This is a genomic window from Roseovarius sp. W115 (assembly GCF_032842945.2).
Lineage (GTDB): Bacteria > Pseudomonadota > Alphaproteobacteria > Rhodobacterales > Rhodobacteraceae > Roseovarius > Roseovarius rhodophyticola.
Map to the genome: position 1 here is coordinate 1,499,523 of NZ_CP146606.1, position 17,015 is coordinate 1,516,537.

A 17,015-nucleotide genomic window follows, 5' to 3' on the forward strand; every position below is an offset into this window, starting at 1 on the left:
TACAGGCACATGTCCTCCCATGGATTGAATTGTCCCGAATGCTCCGGTGATACAAGGCGGGTTAAGGTTTTGCAAAACCTTCGAGGAGGCCTGCTAAAAGATCCGAGCCTTCGTGGGCTGCGAGGAAGTTGTAGCCGGTGTATTTGTCGCCCTTTTGCGCAAGAACCTCCTCCACGGAATGCAACCGTTTCAAGCTATTTTGCACGGAATAGAGTCTAATTCCTGGTAAACTCAGCAAATGCGCGCTGGGCGCACAGCTTATGTCACTTCCATGGTCCTCATAGATAAGCACCGACCCGTCCATCAGAGCTCTTTTCGCCCCATCAATCGCGGAAATCTCGGCCCCTTCCACGTCGAGCTTGATAAGCGCCGCTGTTTTTGCCGGTAGCAGGTCATCGATGGCGATCGTTTCGACTGTCTCTACGCTGTCGGATGATCCCCCGGCTCCCAAACGGGCTGAGGCGTGGCTATTGTGAACGTTCACAAAGCTCAATTCTTCGTTGCTTTTGCCATAGATCGCTGCCCAGCGCCGACTGACATTGGCGAGGCGTTCTGTATTTTCGGTCAGAGTTTTGTACGTCGCGGATGATGCTTCGATCGCGAAGATCTGCTTGTAAAGCGGCGCGGCGAACACGGACCAATATCCTTTGTTTGCACCCAGGTCACAGAATATGTCTGCGTAGCCCTGCGCCTTTTGAATAACCTTACCGACCTCAAGCTCATAGTCATCCCGAAAGAGCGCAAAGCGCGTCCAATACGCATCGTTGAGATAAATCTTGTACTGTCCGCCCGAACTAAGCGTCAGAAGCACCGCATTTTCAGAAGGAAAAAGTCGTGCAAGCGCACGAGTGAAAATTCCAAAAAAATAGCGGTTCAATACGGCCAGTCGAAACAGGCCCATAAGCGTCATATACTGCGCTTTGGCACTGCTGCCGACAAAGGTGAGGGGCTGCCTGTCTGCCATAGGTTTCTCCGTGAACCGTTACAGTCTTGAAATAAGGGTTCAGTTCACGGCAGTGCAAGTGCCACATTCTTGCCACAATTTGCGCGCAGATTTTCCTTGTTCTGGGTCGCTTAGAAAAAGTGCCGGGTCAAAAAAGGGGCAGGAACCAAGAGCAGGGCCCGACCATCCAGGTGCAGAACAAGAACAGCAGGCGAACGCACGCTCCTCGCAGTTCGTCTCAAAACAAAAAAAGAGGAGCTTGATATGGTCAGGCAACTTTTAACAACGATGGCTGTTGTGGGACTTGGTTTTGCGGCCATTCCAGCGCATGCGGCCAGCTGTGCAAATCGAGATACCGTGGTCGAGCGTTTGGAGTCTCAATATGACGAGGTGTTCTCCGCAGGCGGTCTTCAGACAATTCGGAACAAACAGACCCTGGTCGAAGTGTGGTCCTCTCAGGAGACCGGTACGTTCACTGTGATGCTGACAACGCCGGACGGATTGGCCTGTGTTGTGGCAACAGGGACAGATTGGCATCAGATTGATGTGGATGCGCTTCCACAAGGGTCTGAGAGTTAACACTGTCATAGATCACGGAACTGCACACGCTTGTGCGCTAAGTTTAGTGGGATCCAGAAACAGACTCTCCATCTGTTGGTTATGCACATCGCGTTCCGGCACGACGCCGGATTCTGCACGAACCAAAAGGAGAATCACATGTTTAAGCGCACAATCACATCCGCCCTTATCTTTGGTGCCGCAGCCATCGCACCGCCCAGCTTCGCCCAACCTCAATCTGCGCAATGCATGCCACGTGATGCATTAGTTGAACGGTTGCAGTCGAAATACGGCGAAAGTCTCAATGGTGGGGGGCTTCAATCGTCCAGTCAGCTGCTCGAAATCTGGAGCTCTGAAAAATCAGGAAGCTTCACGGTGTTCATTACACAACCCAACGGCCTGAGTTGCGTTGTTGCAACTGGTCAAAACTGGAATTCCAACACAACCATGGCCACGGCAGAAGGCATCGCAAGCTAAGCACGCAATCGCGCGTTGCCGAAGGCCGGGTCGAGTGCTATCTGCCCTGCAAAGCCGATTTGCAAGGAGCAGACAGATGGCGAAAGACTTTGTTGTGAAAGATATCAGCCTGGCCGCATTTGGCCGTAAAGAGCTGGATATCGCGGAAACCGAAATGCCCGGCCTGATGGCTCTTCGTGACGAGTATGGGAATGAAAAGCCCCTGAAAGGTGCACGGATTGTCGGCAGTTTGCACATGACGATCCAGACTGCGGTCCTGATCGAGACACTTGTCGAGTTAGGTGCCGATGTCCGCTGGGCCTCTTGCAACATCTTCTCGACGCAAGACCACGCCGCAGCCGCGATTGCGGAAGGCGGCACGCCGGTGTTTGCGGTAAAAGGTCAGACTCTTGAAGAGCATTGGGACTACCTGGACCGGTCGTTCATGTTCCCCGAAGGCGCCAATATGATCCTCGACGATGGTGGCGACGCGACTTTGTACGTGTTGCTGGGTGCTCGCGCAGAAGCAGGCGAAGATATCATTCCAGTGCCGTCGTCCGAAGAAGAAGAAGTCATCAAAGCACAGATCAAAAAGCGGATGGAGGCGAGCCCCGGCTGGTTCACCAAGACCCGCGATGCGATCAAGGGTGTTTCTGAGGAAACCACCACCGGCGTGCATCGCCTTTATGATCTGCACAAGAAGGGCCAGCTGCCTTTCCCGGCGATCAATGTCAACGACAGCGTGACCAAGTCGAAATTCGACAACAAGTATGGCTGTAAAGAGTCGCTTGTAGACGGCATTCGCCGTGCCACGGATACGATGATGGCGGGCAAGGTTGCGGTCGTGATGGGCTATGGCGACGTTGGCAAAGGATCCGCCGCAAGCCTTCGTGGTGCGGGCGCGCGCGTGAAAGTAACCGAAGTCGATCCAATTTGCGCGCTTCAGGCGGCGATGGATGGGTTTGAAGTTGTTCTGCTGGAAGACGTTGTCGATAGCGCAGACATCTTTATCACAACCACCGGCAACAAAGACGTCATCCGCATTGAGCATATGCGCGAGATGAAGGACATGGCGATTGTCGGCAACATCGGCCATTTCGACAATGAAATTCAGGTGGCGAACCTCAAGAACCACAAGTGGACCAACATCAAAGAACAGGTCGATATGATCGAAATGCCGTCAGGCAACCGGATCATCCTGCTATCAGAAGGGCGTCTGCTGAACCTTGGCAACGCCACCGGTCATCCGTCCTTCGTGATGTCTGCAAGTTTCACCAACCAAGTTCTGGCGCAGATCGAGCTTTGGCAGCGCGGCGATCAGTATGAAAACCAGGTCTACATCCTGCCCAAACATCTCGATGAAAAGGTCGCGCGCCTGCATCTGGATCGGATTGGTGTGAAGTTGACACCACTGGATCAGGACCAGGCTGACTATATCGGCGTAAAACCGGAAGGTCCGTACAAACCAGAGCATTATCGCTACTAAAATTCTATAGAGTCACAGAACGCCTGGCCCAGCGGGGCGTTCTTCTTTTCGATCCTGCAAGACAGGCCCTGTTAACGCTCAATACACAGGTCCAAAGCGAAAATGGGCGGTTTCGTGCGCCCAGGGGAGACAAGTGGAAGTTTTCCCTTTGTGCACCGCACTCCTATGGGTATCTTGTCAGGCGTGCCTTTCAGGCAATTCTTGAAACAACAATCCGGAAAAATCCGGACAGGTGGGAGTGTATATATGGGACGTCGTGACGATCTGATTGCGAAATATGCAGATGATCTAAAGAACAAGTGCGGGATGAGCCCGGACATGGATCTTTTGACCAAGGTAACCATTGGATGTGGCCCGTCAATCTATGACGCGGATGCTTCGACAGTGGCCGCCGGTCAGCCGCAAGAGCTCGAAACAGTGAAAGACAATTTCCTCATCAAAAAGCTGGGCCTTTCGGATGGTCCGCAATTGATGGATGCGATCAATCAAGCGATTGAGACCTATGGTCAGTCCGAGCGCAACAAGTATCGCGCCGTGATCTACTACATGCTCACCAAGCATTTCGGCAAAGAGTCTGTTTACGGCTAAATCGACGTAGACAAGGTGAACAGCGCCCGCCAAGTGGCGGGCGTTTTTATTGGAAGATAATGGCGCGGATGGGCGACGGGCCGCCGCCTGCGGCCGCATTCAGCTCTTGCGGGCAATTCGACAGAACCGCAATCACATCCATCTCAGCGCGCAGGTCAACAAAGTCCCCCGCACGAGACTGACTGTCGGTGATCTCAACATGCCCGTCCGACCCGATTGGGACATTCATGAAAAAATTTGCGTTGGCCACGACGTGCTCTGGCCCCAGCCCATGCTTTTCCATCTCACGCTCAAAATTACGCTGGCAGCACTCGGCGTTCTGCTTGCCATAACGCACCTGATCCACGGCAAAAGAACAGCATCCAAAGATCGTGTCATGCCCGCCGCAGCTATCGTCCGTGATCGTCATCATGGGGCGTGCAAATTGCGAATAAAGCACTGTGCCTTTTTCAAGAAAGATGTGCTTGGGAACCTTGATCGTGTTGGGCATATGATATCGCTCGACCTGGTTTTGATAAGGGTCGGTGCCGAAGCAGAGAAAATCAATAGCCTGCTGGCCTTCCAGATCAATCAGGCGAAGCGTTTGCCCCTTTTTGAGCACAGCACTCCAGGGTGCACACGGTGCAACAATCGTATCTTCGATGATCTCTGCATCGGGGCGGGCAGCTGCTCCGGTGATCAACGTATCGGTCATATCAATCCTCCGCGATATCTTCGTTCCAAAGCTCCGGCTTTTCCTCGATGAACCGCGTCATCAGCGCGATACAATCCGGATCATCCGCAACGATCACTTCCACACCCTTGGAACGCAGAAAGTCCTCGTTGCCGCCGAAGGTTTTGTTCTCTCCGATCACCACACGCGGAATACCAAACTGAATGATCGTGCCGGTGCACATCATGCAGGGGCTGAGCGACGTATAAAGCGTGGTATCTTTGTAGGTCTTTTGTCGCCCCGCCTTGCGCAGGGCGTCCATCTCTCCATGAGCGATTGGGTCACCCTGTTGAACCCGCTGATTTCGCCCTTGGCTCACCACAGTATCGCCGCGCGCCAAAACCGACCCAATCGGACAGCCACCTTCGTCATACCCGGCCTTGGCCTCGTCATAGGCGACACGCAGGTGTTTCTTGTCGGTCTCAGAAAGCATCGGTCAGCCTCATTTTTGCGGGTCAGTAAAATAGGGAAGCGTCTCGGTGCGAAGATATGTGCCCTCTGCGCTCACCTTGTCGAGGTGATCAGCAATGTCTTCCAACCTTGCGAACCAGACATCTTTGGCCGCCAACGTCTTTTCGAGCCACGCCTCGACCTGACGCCAACGCGCTAGGCGTCCTGTCAAAAAAGGATGCACGATCAGCATGAAAAACCCGCCCGCCTCGTATTGCGCATCGAACTCTTCCCAGAACCCTTCAAGTCCAGCCGATGGGCCACGCACGGGCATCAGATAGCCAATCTCATCATAATGCGCGAAAGGAGGCCAATCATCCGTGCCCCAATGGACTGGCATTTCGTAGAGAGAGCCTTTGTCCGTCTGCATCCGGTAGGGAATGTCATCCGCCATGAGCGAGCTGTCATAGCGGAACTCATGCTCAATCAGTAAATCGATCACCTGCTGCGTGACATTGTAAACCGGTGCGCGATAGCCACGCGGTTTGCCCCCGGCAATACGGTCATGCGTATCGAGAGCTTTTTCAAACGCCTCTTTCTGTGCGCCACCCTTGGTGACAATCGGATCTTCATGAATCCAGCCGTGGTGACCGATTTCGTGCCCGTCCTTCAGGACCGCCTCTACCACGTCGGGATAGGTCTCAAGGCACCAACCCGGCATAAAGAAAGACTGTTTGATGCCAACACGACGGTAGGTATCAAGGATACGAGGCATCGCGACCGTAGGCCCATACCGGCCCATAGAAATCGGATAGAGCCGATCATGGCTATCCTCAGGGCGGGCAATATGGATGAGGCTGTCGGCATCCATATCAAAGGTGATCGCACACGCGCAGCGCGCACCATTGGGCCAGGGAATGGGATTCTGGATCATGTCGTCCCCTCAGTCAAAAGATGCCCATCGCTTTGCGCCCAGCTTAGCGTATGTCTGCGCCCAGCGCTCAGATCAAGATCGCCCAGCGCGCGTTCCTGCATCTGGATCTTCAATTCTGTGCCGTCCTCGGCTTCGAGAAAGATTGTCACCATCGAGCCCACGAATTCCTCAGACAGCACCGTAGCCTCAAGCGTGTTTTCCCCCGGCCCGATTTGCATCATGTCCGCCGAAACGACGATGGCGACATCCGATCCCACTTCGGTTTTGCCCGGTACTGTGAAGGTGCCCAATGCGGTGTCCACCGTCGAGACATCTTTTGCATGTTCCGTGACACGCCCTTGCAGGATGTTGTTCCTCCCCACAAATTCGGCCACAAACCGGGTTTTGGGCGCGCGGTAAATCTCACGCGGCGTGCCGATCTGCGCAATCTCACCCTTCGACATGATGACCACGCGATCGGCCATGGCAAAGGCTTCGGACTGCGAATGGGTGACATAGACAAAGGTAATGCCAAGCTCTCGCTGAAGGCGCGTCAGCACGGATTGCATCCGGATCACAAGATGCGCATCAAGCGCGGACAAAGGTTCGTCCAAGAGCAAAAGCTGCGGTTCTGTCACTAGGGCGCGGGCCAAAGCCACGCGCTGACGCTGACCTCCCGAGAGTGTCTCGACATTGCGCTCTGCAAACTCGCCGATCTCCATCCGGTCCAGCCAGTTGAGCGCACGCTTACGTCTCTCACCCGCCTCGACGCCGCGCATCTTCAAACCAAACTCCACGTTTTCACGCGCGTTCAGATACGGGAAAAGCGCAAGGCTCTGCCAGACCATGGGCGTGTCGCGTTCATGCGCGGGAAGGTCATTCATCCGCTTGCCCGCGATGCGAATCTCGCCATTCGTCGGCGCATCAAGACCAGCCAACATGCGCAAGGTCGTCGTCTTGCCACATCCCGAAGGCCCCATGATCGCAATGAATTCCCCCTGCCCGATGGTCAGGTTCGCATCACGCACGGCAACAAAATCACCGAAGTGCTTTTCAACCCCGTCCAGTTCAACCAGCGGTTCACTCATGACGCAGCCCTTTGCAGTCGGAAGAAAATAAGTGCCTGCGATATGACAACAAGCGTAATGGAAACACCAAAAACCAGTGTGCCGATGGCATTGACCTGCGGATCAATGGTGCCCTGCACAATCTCAAGCACATGAACCGGCAATGTCTTGTTCAGACCCGAGACAAACCAGGCCACGGTAAACTCGTCAAACGACACGGCCGCCGTCAGGAACAGCGAAGACAGGATCGCAGGCTTGCAAAACGGCAGGATAACCTCTCGCATTGCGCGCCATTCACTGGCCCCAAGATTCCACGCTGCGGCCTCAAGGCTGTCGTCGATCTGGCTAAGGCGCAGGCGAATGATGGCCATGGCAAAGGGGGCCGTGAGAACGGTATGCGCGGCGATGATCGACACCACCTGCCCCGACAGGCCCACACGGCTGAACCACGCCAGCATGGCGAGCGCGATGATGATGAGCGGTATGGTTGGCGGAAGCAGGATGATGGCAAGGAACAGACTCTTGCCCCTGAAGCTGTAGCGATAGTCGGTATAGGCGGTGCAAAACCCGAGGAACGTTGCAATTACAGACGTCGTCGCAGAGACGATCAGACTGTTGCGAGCAGCCCGCCAGAAGTCCGGATCAGCAAAGATGGTTTCGTACCATAGAGTCGTGAACCCGCTCATGGGCAAGGTTGGGAAGCGATCAGAGTTGAACGAAAACAGGAGGCTCACAAAGATCGGTAGGAAAATGAACGCCGCCACCAAAAGCGTGTAGGCCCGCAGGAAAAAGTCGAGGCGCGGTGTTCTCATCGGCTCGCCCTCTTGCGGTAGGCATACATGATGGCGGCAAAGGCAACTGTGAAAAGCGTAAGCATCATCATAACTGCAACTACCGCAGCGCGAGGCCATTGCTGACCCGCCTTGGTGGTGTCGATGATCAGAATCGGCATCGTCGGAGGCTTGGAGCCGCCAAGATAGTAAGGCGCCACGAAATCCCCAAAGGACAGAATGAAAGCGAACAAGGCCGCTATGACGAACCCGGTTTTGCCCGCGGGCAAGATCACCGTTCTGATCGTGCGCGCTGGTGAACAGCCAAGGTTGCGCGCCGCCTGGATCAGGCGGTCATCGATGTTGGCCATGGTCACTGTTTGCAAGATAAGTACCAGCGGCAGGATAAGCGTCAAGTATCCCACCAGCGTTCCAATGGGCGTGTTTAGAAAAGTATAGGGCCCCAATCCGACAAGCCCGAAGGCCCCGTTCAAAACTCCGGCTTCGGCGAGGATCGTGTACCAGGAAAACGTGCGCACCAGGTAGCTGGTGAAAAACGGAATGATGAGCAGTAGGATCGCGAATTGCCTTATTCGCGCCGAACATCGAAAGGCCAGGAACCACGCCGCCGGAAAAGCCAGAAGCGAGGCCATCATTGCAGCCAGCCCGGCCATCAAAAGCGTGTAGCGGTAACTCGACCAGACATAGTCACGGCTAACCATCTTGGCCCAGCTCGTAAGTTCAAAGGTCTCGACCATCTGATAGTTCTTCACCACGAAGAACGACATTGCGATCACAAAGAAAAGGGGACCAACAAAGAACAGGGTCTGCCAGATGATAATGGGCAGACGAAACGTCAAAGCATACGCGTTGAGGCGGCGCTTCATCAGCGCCGCTCCGGTGTCTTAGTTGAAATCACAGTCAGGCGTTCTTGTATTCCGACCAGAAGTCATTCCAGTCTTCCAGAGATTGCTGAACAGGAATGTCACGATAGCTGATCCGCCCTTCATTGATGAGCGTGATCGGATCCTGCGGATCGCCGTCCACCTGACGCGAGCGCTGTGCTTCGGCCGGATCGACCTCGTTGAGCATTGCACGGCCCGCCTTGGTCACACAGTGACCCGGATAGCCAAGCATCTGTGCGGTTTTCACCTGACCCTCTGGCGACATGGTGTAGGCCAAGTACTTCAGCGCGAGATCGGCTTTCTCAGATGTCTTGGCAATCGAGTAGCTTTCCGTCCACTGAATGCCGCCCTCTTTTGGCACGACCGACGACACAGGCGCGCCATCGCGTTCCAGAATCCCGGTGACCCAGTCTCCAATCCCGACCATGGCCAGCATCTCGGCATTTTTCAGACCCGAGAATGTACCGCCAAAGTCAAAGTATCCGCCGACCTGCGGCTTGAGTGACAGGGTTTTCTCCTGCACCGCCTGCCAACCGGCATCATCGATATCAAATGGGCTTTCATTGCCGACGAGCAGACTCATCTGACCCAGCGACGGCAGGTGCCAGTCGAAATGCCCGACCTTGCCAGTCAAACGCTCATCCCAGAAAATATCATAGGTCGACGCCTCTTCCGCAGTCAGCACGTCTTTGTTGTAGGACACACCCAGGTGCCCAAACCGAGAGATCAGTGAATAAAGATTGCCGCTGTCATCCCAGTGGCCCGAGAAGGATTTGAAATCATCATGCAATAGGTCATCCATGGGATAATCATTGGCATCAAGCTGCATCACCAGATCATTCGCCACCAAAAGTTTGGCGTATTCCGCATCGGTGTGAATGATGTCAAACGTTCCGGGCGGGTTCTGCGCCAGAGCGGCCAGCATGTTGTCTCCGCCTGCATAATATTTTGGCACGAACTTGACGTTGTTCGCCTCTTCGAACGCACCCACCATGTCGGGTTCTGCGGTCCCATACCATCCCAACATCGTCAGTTCTGTCGTTTCCGCCCACGCGCGGTTCACGAATGGCGCAGACAAGGCAACCGAGGCCAACCCTGTCTTTAGAAACGTCCGTTTGCTTTGAATAAATTTGCCGTTGTTCGACATCCCCACACTCTCCTGTCAGTCGTCATATTTGGTTATTTCGCCAGCTTCGATATAGATACCGAGGCAGTCTCTGGCGCATCCGATTCCCGGACCTGTGGCCAAGTCTGCGCCAAAATCGTGCGCAATGCACAATTTTTATTCGAAGGGTCCAAGGGATGGACAGATTTGAATTTCGCGCGTCCTTTGGATCGCAAGGCCCGGTTGTGCTTCCGGTCATTCACGTGCTCGAAACAGAACGGACTTTGAGGAACATTGAGGTGCTGACAAAAGCAGGCGCACCGGGTTGCTTTCTCATCAACCACGACTTTGGAGTCTCGCCATTTTTGGAGATCCTTCGTGAGGTTCGCGAAGCAAGGCCTAAGCTTTGGATCGGAGTGAATTTCCTGGCTGTGACCGGCAAGGATGCTTTCCCACAACTCGCCACGCTTGGCCGTGAAGGATGCCACATTGATGCCTATTGGGCCGATGACGCGCGGATTGATGAACGTGTCACAGACCAGGTCGAGGCCAAAGAAATTGACGCGGCCCGCGTCGGTTGGGATGGGCTTTACTTCGGCGGAACAGCATTCAAGAAACAGCGTCCCGTTGATCCATCCGACTATGCACGATCAGCGGAAACTGCCCGCGATTGGATGGATGTTGTCACCACTTCTGGTTTGGCAACTGGCATCGAGGCAGATGACAAAAAGATTGAAACCTTTCGCGCCGCGATTGGCGACAAACCCCTTGCACTGGCCTCGGGAATCTCGCCCAAAAATGCCCACCGCTATCGCGAAGTCGATTGCTTTATGGTGGCGACCGGGATCAATTATGAGGACAATTTCTATGAAATCGACCCGGCGCGCCTGAGACGCCTGCTTGATATTACTGAAGATCTGAGGACAGATGAATGACCCAAGATAAAGGCCCCCGTGACGACCGCTGGTATTTCAAACTCATGTCTCCCAACACCAAGGGGCCCAAGTTTGCCTGGCTTGACCCCACCTCCATCTACATCAACCAACGCGCGTTTCAGGATTTGCTGGCCGATCTGCTGGCCGATCTAGACGGGGTCGAATTTGACGTGGTCGGCGGGCTTGATGCCATGGGGTTTGTCCTAGGGGCCGCATTGGCCGCGCGGCGAGATGTCGGGTTTTTGCCGATCCGCAAAGTCGGAAAGCTCTGCGTGGACACCGACAAGGTCAGCTTTACTAACTATTCGGGTCGCACCCAGGATATGGAAATGCGCCTGCCCGCCTTTGCGCCGGGTACTCGTGTGCTCTTGGTGGATCAATGGATCGAAACCGGCGGGACGATGGAAGGTGCCATAGATCTGGTCACACGACAGAAGGGCGTGGTTGCAGGACTCGTGGCCATCGCAATGGAAGACACGCCCCGGGCCTCGGTGCTTCGCGACACACATACGGTAGTCACAGCAATCCAACCCGCCACCAAATGGCAGGAAGAGTGCAATGAACAGACCTTGTCGAGCTTTGCCTCCTACGATGCACGCGACGCATTCCCGATCTGACTCCACATGACGCCCACCACACCGAAACACGCATCCTATGACGTCATCATCATTGGTGGCGCGATCATGGGGTCGTCCACCGCCTGGTTTCTGAGCGACAATTCCGATTTCAACGGTTCGGTGCTTGTCATCGACCGTGATCTGACCTTTGAGACCTGCTCGACAGCACACACGAATTCCTGCATCCGGCAGCAATTTTCATCCGCGCTGAACGTCAAAATCAGCCAGTTTGCCGCTGATTTCGTCAAGAACATCCGCAGCTACATGGGCGGTGACGAACGCGTGCCCAATCTTTCCATTCGGAATTTTGGTTACCTGTACCTGGCCAATACGGATGCTTTCGCCGAGGTGCTGCGTGAAAGCCAAATGGTGCAAAAGGCCGCCGGTGCCGCGACCGAGGTTTTAACCTCAGATGAGATCAAGGCACGCTATCCCTTTTACGATGTAGACGACATCGTCGCGGGTTCGATCAACACGGTCGATGAGGGCTATTTCGATGGGCTGGCTGTCTTCGACTGGTGGAAACGTCAGGCGCGCGAGCGCGGCGTTGAATATATCGAAAACGAAGTTATTGCGATCACCAGGACTACCTCTGGCACGCGGGTCAAAAGCATCACATTGAAATCCGGAGAGGTGATTGCCTGCGGTCAGGTTGTGAATGCCTCTGGCCCTCGCGCCATCCTGACCGCCGGCATGGCCGGTGTTGATCTTCCGGTGGAGCCGCGCAAGCGCTTCACCTGGATCTTCAAGGCGGATCAACCGTTGGATCAGAACCTACCACTGACCATCGATCCAACTGGCATCCATGTGCGCGAAAACGGTGGCGGGACCTATGAGGTGGGCGGATACAATCACAACGCTCCTGATCTGGCTTGTGCCTATGACGACCACCAGATGGATTTTACACTTTGGGAAAACTACGTCTGGCCCATCGTCGCCACACGCATCCCTCAATTTGAAGCGGTAAAGGTTCAATCCGAATGGGCCGGGCACTATGCCATGAACACGTTTGACCACAACGCCATCATGGGCCCGCATACCGAGGTCGAGAACTTCATTTTCCTCAACGGGTTTTCCGGCCATGGATTACAGCAATCCCCCGCCATGGGGCGCGGGACGGCAGAATGGATTACCTATGGCGAATATCGGACACTGGACATGACACCTTTCAACTATGCCCGCATTCCCGAAAACCGACCGATCATTGAGAAGGCTGTGATCTGAGCGAATGTTATGACGCTTTTGAAGTTCCCTGAAGCATCGATAACAAAGCTAGGCAATTGGTAAATCTACAGTTCGCAGCTTTAATCCACCCAAGAACCGACACCCGCACCGACGTAATACCGACGTGTTACCGATGTCATACCGACGCCGGAATATGTGCAAAACAACGGCGTTAACCATCGAATCGCGCGAAACTGCTTTTTTCTTTCTTTCACGCGGTTTTCAGGCCACCAAGAACCATGAAGATTCTGGACTTTCTGCGTGGCAACCTGCCCTGGCTATCCGCCGGCATGCTGCTCACTTTTCTCAGCAGTTTTGGCCAGACATTCTTTATCTCAATCTTTGCCGGTGAGATCAGAGAGGGTTTTGATCTGACCCATGGCCAGTGGGGCGGCATCTACACACTGGGCACCGCCGCTTCGGCGTTGGTCATGGTCTGGGCTGGGGGTTTGACGGATCAATTCCGGGTCCGGGGGCTTGCGCCAATCATCCTTGTTTTGCTGGCACTATCCTGCGTTGCGATGGCATTGAACCCGGTCTGGTGGGGGCTGATCCTGGTCATCTTTGCGTTGCGCTTTACCGGCCAAGGCATGACGAGCCACATTGCGCTTGTTGCCATGTCCCGCTGGTTCGTCGCCACACGTGGCAAGGCGCTTTCAATTGCCACATTGGGGTTTGCAGTTGGCGAGGCGCTCTTGCCATTGATTTTCGTGGCTTTGATGGTCTTCATCGATTGGCGATTGCTATGGTTGGCCGCAGCGGCACTAGCACTTATGGGGATACCTTTCATTCTTGGTCTGTTACGCGCAGAACGTACCCCACAATCCGTTGCCGAACAAAGTCAGGCGACCGGCATGGACGATCGTCAATGGACTCGAAACCAAGCCATGCGCCATTGGCTTTTCTGGTTCATGATCCCTGCACTACTTGGACCATCCGCCTTCAACACGGCCTTCTTTTTTCATCAGGTCCACTATGCCGAAATCAAGGGTATCGCCAATGTTGAACTGGTTGCGATGTATCCGTTTTACACCGTTATCGGCATCGCCGCGATGTTGGGGTCAGGTTGGGCATTGGACCGATTTGGAACCGCACGCCTGATCCCGTTTATGCAAATTCCCATGGTGATTGGGTTTGTGATTTTTGCTTACGCCGGATCGATCTTTGCGCTGTTGGCCGGGCTGTTTTTCTTCGCGCTGACAACCGGGTTCAACACCACTCTGCCCAATGCTTTTTGGGCGGAGTTTTACGGCACGCGGTACTTGGGCTCTATCAAAGCTATGGCGGCGGCTGTGATGGTCTTCGGATCCGCCATTGGCCCAGGTTTGACCGGATGGGGCATTGACGCAGGGTTGGGACTGGAATCGCAATATGTGCTGGTCGCGATCTACTTTTTATTCTCGACGGTTATGATGGTGATTGGCATTGGCCGCGCCAAACACGTCTTACCGCGCGCGGCGTAGATAGACGTAGTAGGCCCCGCCGCCACCGTGGCGATTATGCGCCTGGGTGATCTGAAGCACGAGCGAAGACAACGGGGCCTGCGCCAACCATTGCGGGACTGCATGGCGCAAAATTCCGTGCCGTACAGGAATCGGTCCGCCATTATCGGTATTTTTACCTTTGCCTGTAATAACGAGGACGAGTCGTTTGCCCTCACCATGGGCAGACAGGATGAAACGTGTCAGCCGTGGGTGCGCCTGCGCCAAGGTCATACCGTGCAAATCAATACGGGCTTCGGGTTTTAGTTTCCCTGACTTCAAACGCTGATGCGTTTTTTTGTCCATTTTTATGGGTTGAAACGCCAGCTGATCCTGTATTTGAGGCAGGACATCATTCTTGGGTGAAGAAGAATGAGCACCAATACCGACCTGAAATGACTCTTGTATGGTAAACTGTTTCGTGGATGGTTTTTGAAGTTCTTCATCCAGGAATGTATCTTTGCGATCCAGCCCAAGCTTTTCAGTGGTTTTTGCAACCTGGTTCCAAAGCGCCAATTCCTCCGACGTGACTTTTCTGCGACTCAAAGCCCGGGCTCCGTCTCCATGGCGTAGGCTCTTTGAATAGGAAGAAGTGTGACCATGCGGCCCGGGTCACGCAATCGACCAGCTTGCCGCCCGGCCTGATCGCCAGTGCCCATAAAAATATCGGCCCGCTGCGCGCCTTTGATCGCCGATCCGGTATCTTGCGCAATCATCAGCCGACGGATCGGATTGGCTCCTTCTTTCTCAATCCAAACTGGCGCGCCCAGAGGAACATAGGCCGGATCCGCAGCAATCGTGCGTCCTGTTGTGACAGAACGATTCATGGCGCCAAGGGGACCTTTATCTGCAGGAACCGAGTCAATCCTGCGAAAGAAAACATAGGATGGATTTGACCAGAGCAATTCCTGACCTGCGATCGGATTGCGCCTTACCCAGTTCTTGATGACTTGTGCGGATACTTGATGCGCCTCGAACACGCCGCGTCGTACCAACTCCACACCAATGGACCGGTACTCATGCCCATTGGCCCCTTGATACCCAACGCGGATCATCCGCCCACTTGGAAGCTTGACCCGGCCCGATCCTTGAATTTGAAGGAAGAACAACTCAACCGGGTCATCAACCCAAGCAATCTCAAGACCCCGGCCCCGCATCAAATTGCTGGTTTCAATAACACGCCGAGGATACCAAAGACCCGAGTTAACTGACTCTGGGGGCTGGCGATAAAGCGGATATCGGTAGCGCGCGCTCGGAGTCAAAGACCCCGAAAGCTCTGGTTCGAAATAGCCGGTAAAGAGGGCCGCGGCCCCGTCTTCAATTAGAACCGGACGAAAGAAAAGTTCGAAAAATCCTTTGGCATCAGGTTTTTGTTGAGCCAAAGCGCACAGTGCAGACCAGTCAGGATCTTTGAGATCAGGACATGTGACCAAAAACGCTTCCAGCGCTTTTTCATGATCATCCTTTTCCCAATCTCGAAGATCTTCGAAATCAACAACTGTATGTGTGGCGTCGTTAGAGAAGGCAGCAAGAGAAGAGCTGACCGCAAAAAGAGAGGCTGCGATCAGAGCCCGTATCATTCGCCCGTCGCGACAAGCCGCCAATTGGGATCATCCGATCCCATGACCCGTTCAAACGTCCAGCTGTCTTTTTGCCGTTTGGATTGACCGGGCTTGCCTTCGACAATTTCACCCGATGCGTCCCGCACAACAGACACCAGTTCTCCTACAAAGCGGACAGTAATTTCGGAACGACCGGTGTCTTCGTCAAATTTCGCATCCAGTAGGCTGGTCTCACGAACGCCTGCAAAATCGGCTTCAATTTTAAGCCCTTGTTCCTGACGTGCGTCGACAACCTGCGAGAAAGCTTCAAAAACATCTTCGGACAAGAACGGCGCGATCTCGTCCATTTGACCACGTTCAAAGGCCATCAAAATCCACTCGTAAGCTTGCTTTGCTCCTTGCAAAAATTCGCCAACGGTGAAACTGGGCTCGACGCGTTTCATACCTGCAAGCGCTTCCGCCGCATCACTGTCTTCTGCAACATGGTCGGTAATGTCATAATCCGGGCCACCTTCGATTACCTCGAAATCCTGCCGACGCGTAGCAGATTGAGAGCTCTGCCGGGGTTGCGGCGGTGCTTCAAACCCATCACGCGTGCCAAGGACGCTTTTCAGGCGCAGAATCAGGAAAATCGCAATTCCTGCGAGCACCAAAAGCTGAAGTAGCGGCGAATTCATTCTTGCCTCTCACAATGTCGAGGATGGTAACATCCCCTGCTGGCACTTATGTAGGTGGTTCACCTGGTCAAGTCCACCTTACGGGGCGTTTAAAAAAGGGGGTTCTCAACATGTGGCTGTTTCTGGCGTTTCTCGCAGTGCCATTGATCGAAATTGCCCTCTTTATTCAGGTAGGAGGTTGGATTGGGCTATGGCCGACGCTGGGCATCGTCGTGTTGACAGCAATTCTTGGAACCTTCCTTGTCAAATCACAAGGATCGTTGGCTATGGGACAGTTGCGAAGCTCGTTTTCGCGACTGGATGATCCAACTGAACCGCTCGCTCACGGGGCGATGATACTTGTTGCCGGTGCCTTGCTTTTAACACCAGGGTTTTTCACGGACGCGCTGGGGTTTGCACTTTTGACGCCGCCAGTTCGGAGTGCTGTCTTTGCGTATCTGAAGAAACGTATTCGTGTACAACGTTTTGAAATGGGCGAACGTCATCCAATGGATTCATCTGAGCAGCAACCGTCCAATCCGGACAAAGGTGTGATAGAAACCGAGTATCATGAGGTTCATCCGCCAAAAAAACCAACTCACGGAAATTCGGGCTGGACTAAGCATTGAGGCCCCTTTGGCATCCTG

Annotated in this window: 20 protein-coding genes; 9 read left to right on the forward strand and 11 right to left on the reverse strand. The window is 54.2% G+C overall.

Annotated elements, in window-relative coordinates:
• Positions 1-61 precede the first annotated feature (61 nt).
• Positions 62-964, reverse strand: a complete 903-nt coding sequence (locus RZS32_RS07685) for an FkbM family methyltransferase (protein ID WP_317056426.1) — start codon at positions 962-964, stop codon at positions 62-64.
• 243 nt (positions 965-1,207) lie between these two features.
• On the opposite strand from RZS32_RS07685, the gene RZS32_RS07690 reads away from it, so the two are divergent.
• From RZS32_RS07690 to RZS32_RS07705, 4 genes are all read left to right on the forward strand, one after another.
• Entirely contained in the window at positions 1,208-1,522 is a 315-nt protein-coding gene (locus tag RZS32_RS07690) for a hypothetical protein (RefSeq protein ID WP_317056427.1), read from the forward strand.
• Between the two features lie 138 nt (positions 1,523-1,660).
• A complete protein-coding gene (locus RZS32_RS07695) occupies positions 1,661-1,978 on the forward strand; it encodes a hypothetical protein (protein ID WP_317056428.1) in 318 nt (105 codons plus the stop codon).
• 76 nt (positions 1,979-2,054) lie between these two features.
• The gene (ahcY, locus tag RZS32_RS07700; protein WP_317056429.1) at positions 2,055-3,443 is read left to right on the forward strand and encodes an adenosylhomocysteinase; all 1,389 of its coding nucleotides are present in this window, start codon (positions 2,055-2,057) and stop codon (positions 3,441-3,443) included.
• Between the two features lie 246 nt (positions 3,444-3,689).
• Complete coding sequence (locus tag RZS32_RS07705; RefSeq protein WP_317056430.1) at positions 3,690-4,031, forward strand: DUF2853 family protein; 342 nt, start codon at positions 3,690-3,692, stop codon at positions 4,029-4,031.
• Positions 4,032-4,077: 46 nt separating this feature from the next.
• Here the strand turns inward: RZS32_RS07705 and RZS32_RS07710 are convergent, their stop codons facing one another.
• From RZS32_RS07710 to RZS32_RS07740, 7 genes are read right to left on the reverse strand one after another with little or no spacing between them, the layout of a single operon-like run.
• A complete protein-coding gene (locus tag RZS32_RS07710; protein ID WP_317056431.1) occupies positions 4,078-4,725 on the reverse strand; it encodes a DUF1989 domain-containing protein in 648 nt (215 codons plus the stop codon).
• Position 4,726: 1 nt separating this feature from the next.
• The gene (locus RZS32_RS07715; RefSeq protein ID WP_317056432.1) at positions 4,727-5,176 is read right to left on the reverse strand and encodes a nucleoside deaminase; all 450 of its coding nucleotides are present in this window, start codon (positions 5,174-5,176) and stop codon (positions 4,727-4,729) included.
• 9 nt (positions 5,177-5,185) lie between these two features.
• The gene (locus RZS32_RS07720; protein ID WP_317056433.1) at positions 5,186-6,067 is read right to left on the reverse strand and encodes a polysaccharide deacetylase family protein; all 882 of its coding nucleotides are present in this window, start codon (positions 6,065-6,067) and stop codon (positions 5,186-5,188) included.
• Positions 6,064-7,134, reverse strand: a complete 1,071-nt coding sequence (locus tag RZS32_RS07725) for an ABC transporter ATP-binding protein (RefSeq protein ID WP_317056434.1) — start codon at positions 7,132-7,134, stop codon at positions 6,064-6,066. Before RZS32_RS07725 ends, RZS32_RS07720 begins: the two co-directional genes overlap by 4 nt.
• Complete coding sequence (locus RZS32_RS07730) at positions 7,131-7,925, reverse strand: ABC transporter permease (RefSeq protein ID WP_317056435.1); 795 nt, start codon at positions 7,923-7,925, stop codon at positions 7,131-7,133. Before RZS32_RS07730 ends, RZS32_RS07725 begins: the two co-directional genes overlap by 4 nt.
• Positions 7,922-8,770 (reverse strand): ABC transporter permease, encoded by an 849-nt coding sequence (locus RZS32_RS07735; protein ID WP_317056436.1) that lies wholly within the window; start codon positions 8,768-8,770, stop codon positions 7,922-7,924. The genes RZS32_RS07730 and RZS32_RS07735 overlap by 4 nt, the downstream gene beginning before the upstream one ends.
• A gap of 34 nt (positions 8,771-8,804) precedes the next feature.
• Positions 8,805-9,935: an ABC transporter substrate-binding protein gene (locus RZS32_RS07740; RefSeq protein ID WP_317056437.1), complete on the reverse strand. Its 1,131-nt coding sequence runs from the start codon at positions 9,933-9,935 to the stop codon at positions 8,805-8,807.
• Between the two features lie 155 nt (positions 9,936-10,090).
• Here RZS32_RS07740 and RZS32_RS07745 point away from each other — a divergent pair, with 155 nt between their 5' ends.
• The 4 genes from RZS32_RS07745 to RZS32_RS07760 all read left to right on the forward strand — a co-directional run bounded on the left by RZS32_RS07745 (position 10,091) and on the right by RZS32_RS07760 (position 14,132).
• Positions 10,091-10,828: an adenine phosphoribosyltransferase gene (locus tag RZS32_RS07745; protein ID WP_317056438.1), complete on the forward strand. Its 738-nt coding sequence runs from the start codon at positions 10,091-10,093 to the stop codon at positions 10,826-10,828.
• Complete coding sequence (locus RZS32_RS07750) at positions 10,825-11,445, forward strand: phosphoribosyltransferase family protein (RefSeq protein WP_317056439.1); 621 nt, start codon at positions 10,825-10,827, stop codon at positions 11,443-11,445. The genes RZS32_RS07745 and RZS32_RS07750 overlap by 4 nt, the downstream gene beginning before the upstream one ends.
• 6 nt (positions 11,446-11,451) lie before the next feature.
• Positions 11,452-12,669, forward strand: a complete 1,218-nt coding sequence (locus tag RZS32_RS07755) for an NAD(P)/FAD-dependent oxidoreductase (protein WP_317056440.1) — start codon at positions 11,452-11,454, stop codon at positions 12,667-12,669.
• Between the two features lie 239 nt (positions 12,670-12,908).
• Positions 12,909-14,132, forward strand: a complete 1,224-nt coding sequence (locus tag RZS32_RS07760) for an MFS transporter (RefSeq protein ID WP_339106874.1) — start codon at positions 12,909-12,911, stop codon at positions 14,130-14,132.
• Here the strand turns inward: RZS32_RS07760 and RZS32_RS07765 are convergent.
• The 3 genes from RZS32_RS07765 to RZS32_RS07775 are packed head-to-tail and all read right to left on the reverse strand — an operon-like array spanning position 14,115 to position 16,389.
• The gene (locus RZS32_RS07765; protein WP_317056441.1) at positions 14,115-14,666 is read right to left on the reverse strand and encodes a Smr/MutS family protein; all 552 of its coding nucleotides are present in this window, start codon (positions 14,664-14,666) and stop codon (positions 14,115-14,117) included. The two genes, RZS32_RS07760 and RZS32_RS07765, sit on opposite strands and share 18 nt — an antisense overlap.
• Before the next feature lie 26 nt (positions 14,667-14,692).
• On the reverse strand, positions 14,693-15,730 hold the full coding sequence (locus tag RZS32_RS07770) for a murein transglycosylase A (RefSeq protein WP_317056442.1): 1,038 nt from the start codon (positions 15,728-15,730) through the stop codon (positions 14,693-14,695).
• Positions 15,727-16,389, reverse strand: a complete 663-nt coding sequence (locus tag RZS32_RS07775; RefSeq protein WP_317056443.1) for a Tim44/TimA family putative adaptor protein — start codon at positions 16,387-16,389, stop codon at positions 15,727-15,729. The genes RZS32_RS07770 and RZS32_RS07775 overlap by 4 nt, the downstream gene beginning before the upstream one ends.
• A gap of 110 nt (positions 16,390-16,499) precedes the next feature.
• On the opposite strand from RZS32_RS07775, the gene RZS32_RS07780 reads away from it, so the two are divergent.
• Positions 16,500-16,997: an FxsA family protein gene (locus tag RZS32_RS07780; protein WP_339106875.1), complete on the forward strand. Its 498-nt coding sequence runs from the start codon at positions 16,500-16,502 to the stop codon at positions 16,995-16,997.
• The last annotated feature ends 18 nt before the right edge of the window (positions 16,998-17,015 follow it).

Bases quoted from the DNA above. Each gene is read 5' to 3' on its own strand.
- RZS32_RS07685 (WP_317056426.1), bottom strand. From the start codon at position 964: ATGGCAGACAGGCAGCCCCTCACCTTTGTCGGCAGCAGTGCCAAAGCG.
- RZS32_RS07690 (WP_317056427.1), top strand. From the start codon at position 1,208: ATGGTCAGGCAACTTTTAACAACGATGGCTGTTGTGGGACTTGGTTTT.
- RZS32_RS07695 (WP_317056428.1), top strand. From the start codon at position 1,661: ATGTTTAAGCGCACAATCACATCCGCCCTTATCTTTGGTGCCGCAGCC.
- ahcY (WP_317056429.1), top strand. From the start codon at position 2,055: ATGGCGAAAGACTTTGTTGTGAAAGATATCAGCCTGGCCGCATTTGGC.
- RZS32_RS07705 (WP_317056430.1), top strand. From the start codon at position 3,690: ATGGGACGTCGTGACGATCTGATTGCGAAATATGCAGATGATCTAAAG.
- RZS32_RS07710 (WP_317056431.1), bottom strand. From the start codon at position 4,725: ATGACCGATACGTTGATCACCGGAGCAGCTGCCCGCCCCGATGCAGAG.
- RZS32_RS07715 (WP_317056432.1), bottom strand. From the start codon at position 5,176: ATGCTTTCTGAGACCGACAAGAAACACCTGCGTGTCGCCTATGACGAG.
- RZS32_RS07720 (WP_317056433.1), bottom strand. From the start codon at position 6,067: ATGATCCAGAATCCCATTCCCTGGCCCAATGGTGCGCGCTGCGCGTGT.
- RZS32_RS07725 (WP_317056434.1), bottom strand. From the start codon at position 7,134: ATGAGTGAACCGCTGGTTGAACTGGACGGGGTTGAAAAGCACTTCGGT.
- RZS32_RS07730 (WP_317056435.1), bottom strand. From the start codon at position 7,925: ATGAGAACACCGCGCCTCGACTTTTTCCTGCGGGCCTACACGCTTTTG.
- RZS32_RS07735 (WP_317056436.1), bottom strand. From the start codon at position 8,770: ATGAAGCGCCGCCTCAACGCGTATGCTTTGACGTTTCGTCTGCCCATT.
- RZS32_RS07740 (WP_317056437.1), bottom strand. From the start codon at position 9,935: ATGTCGAACAACGGCAAATTTATTCAAAGCAAACGGACGTTTCTAAAG.
- RZS32_RS07745 (WP_317056438.1), top strand. From the start codon at position 10,091: ATGGACAGATTTGAATTTCGCGCGTCCTTTGGATCGCAAGGCCCGGTT.
- RZS32_RS07750 (WP_317056439.1), top strand. From the start codon at position 10,825: ATGACCCAAGATAAAGGCCCCCGTGACGACCGCTGGTATTTCAAACTC.
- RZS32_RS07755 (WP_317056440.1), top strand. From the start codon at position 11,452: ATGACGCCCACCACACCGAAACACGCATCCTATGACGTCATCATCATT.
- RZS32_RS07760 (WP_339106874.1), top strand. From the start codon at position 12,909: ATGAAGATTCTGGACTTTCTGCGTGGCAACCTGCCCTGGCTATCCGCC.
- RZS32_RS07770 (WP_317056442.1), bottom strand. From the start codon at position 15,730: ATGATACGGGCTCTGATCGCAGCCTCTCTTTTTGCGGTCAGCTCTTCT.
- RZS32_RS07775 (WP_317056443.1), bottom strand. From the start codon at position 16,389: ATGAATTCGCCGCTACTTCAGCTTTTGGTGCTCGCAGGAATTGCGATT.
- RZS32_RS07780 (WP_339106875.1), top strand. From the start codon at position 16,500: ATGTGGCTGTTTCTGGCGTTTCTCGCAGTGCCATTGATCGAAATTGCC.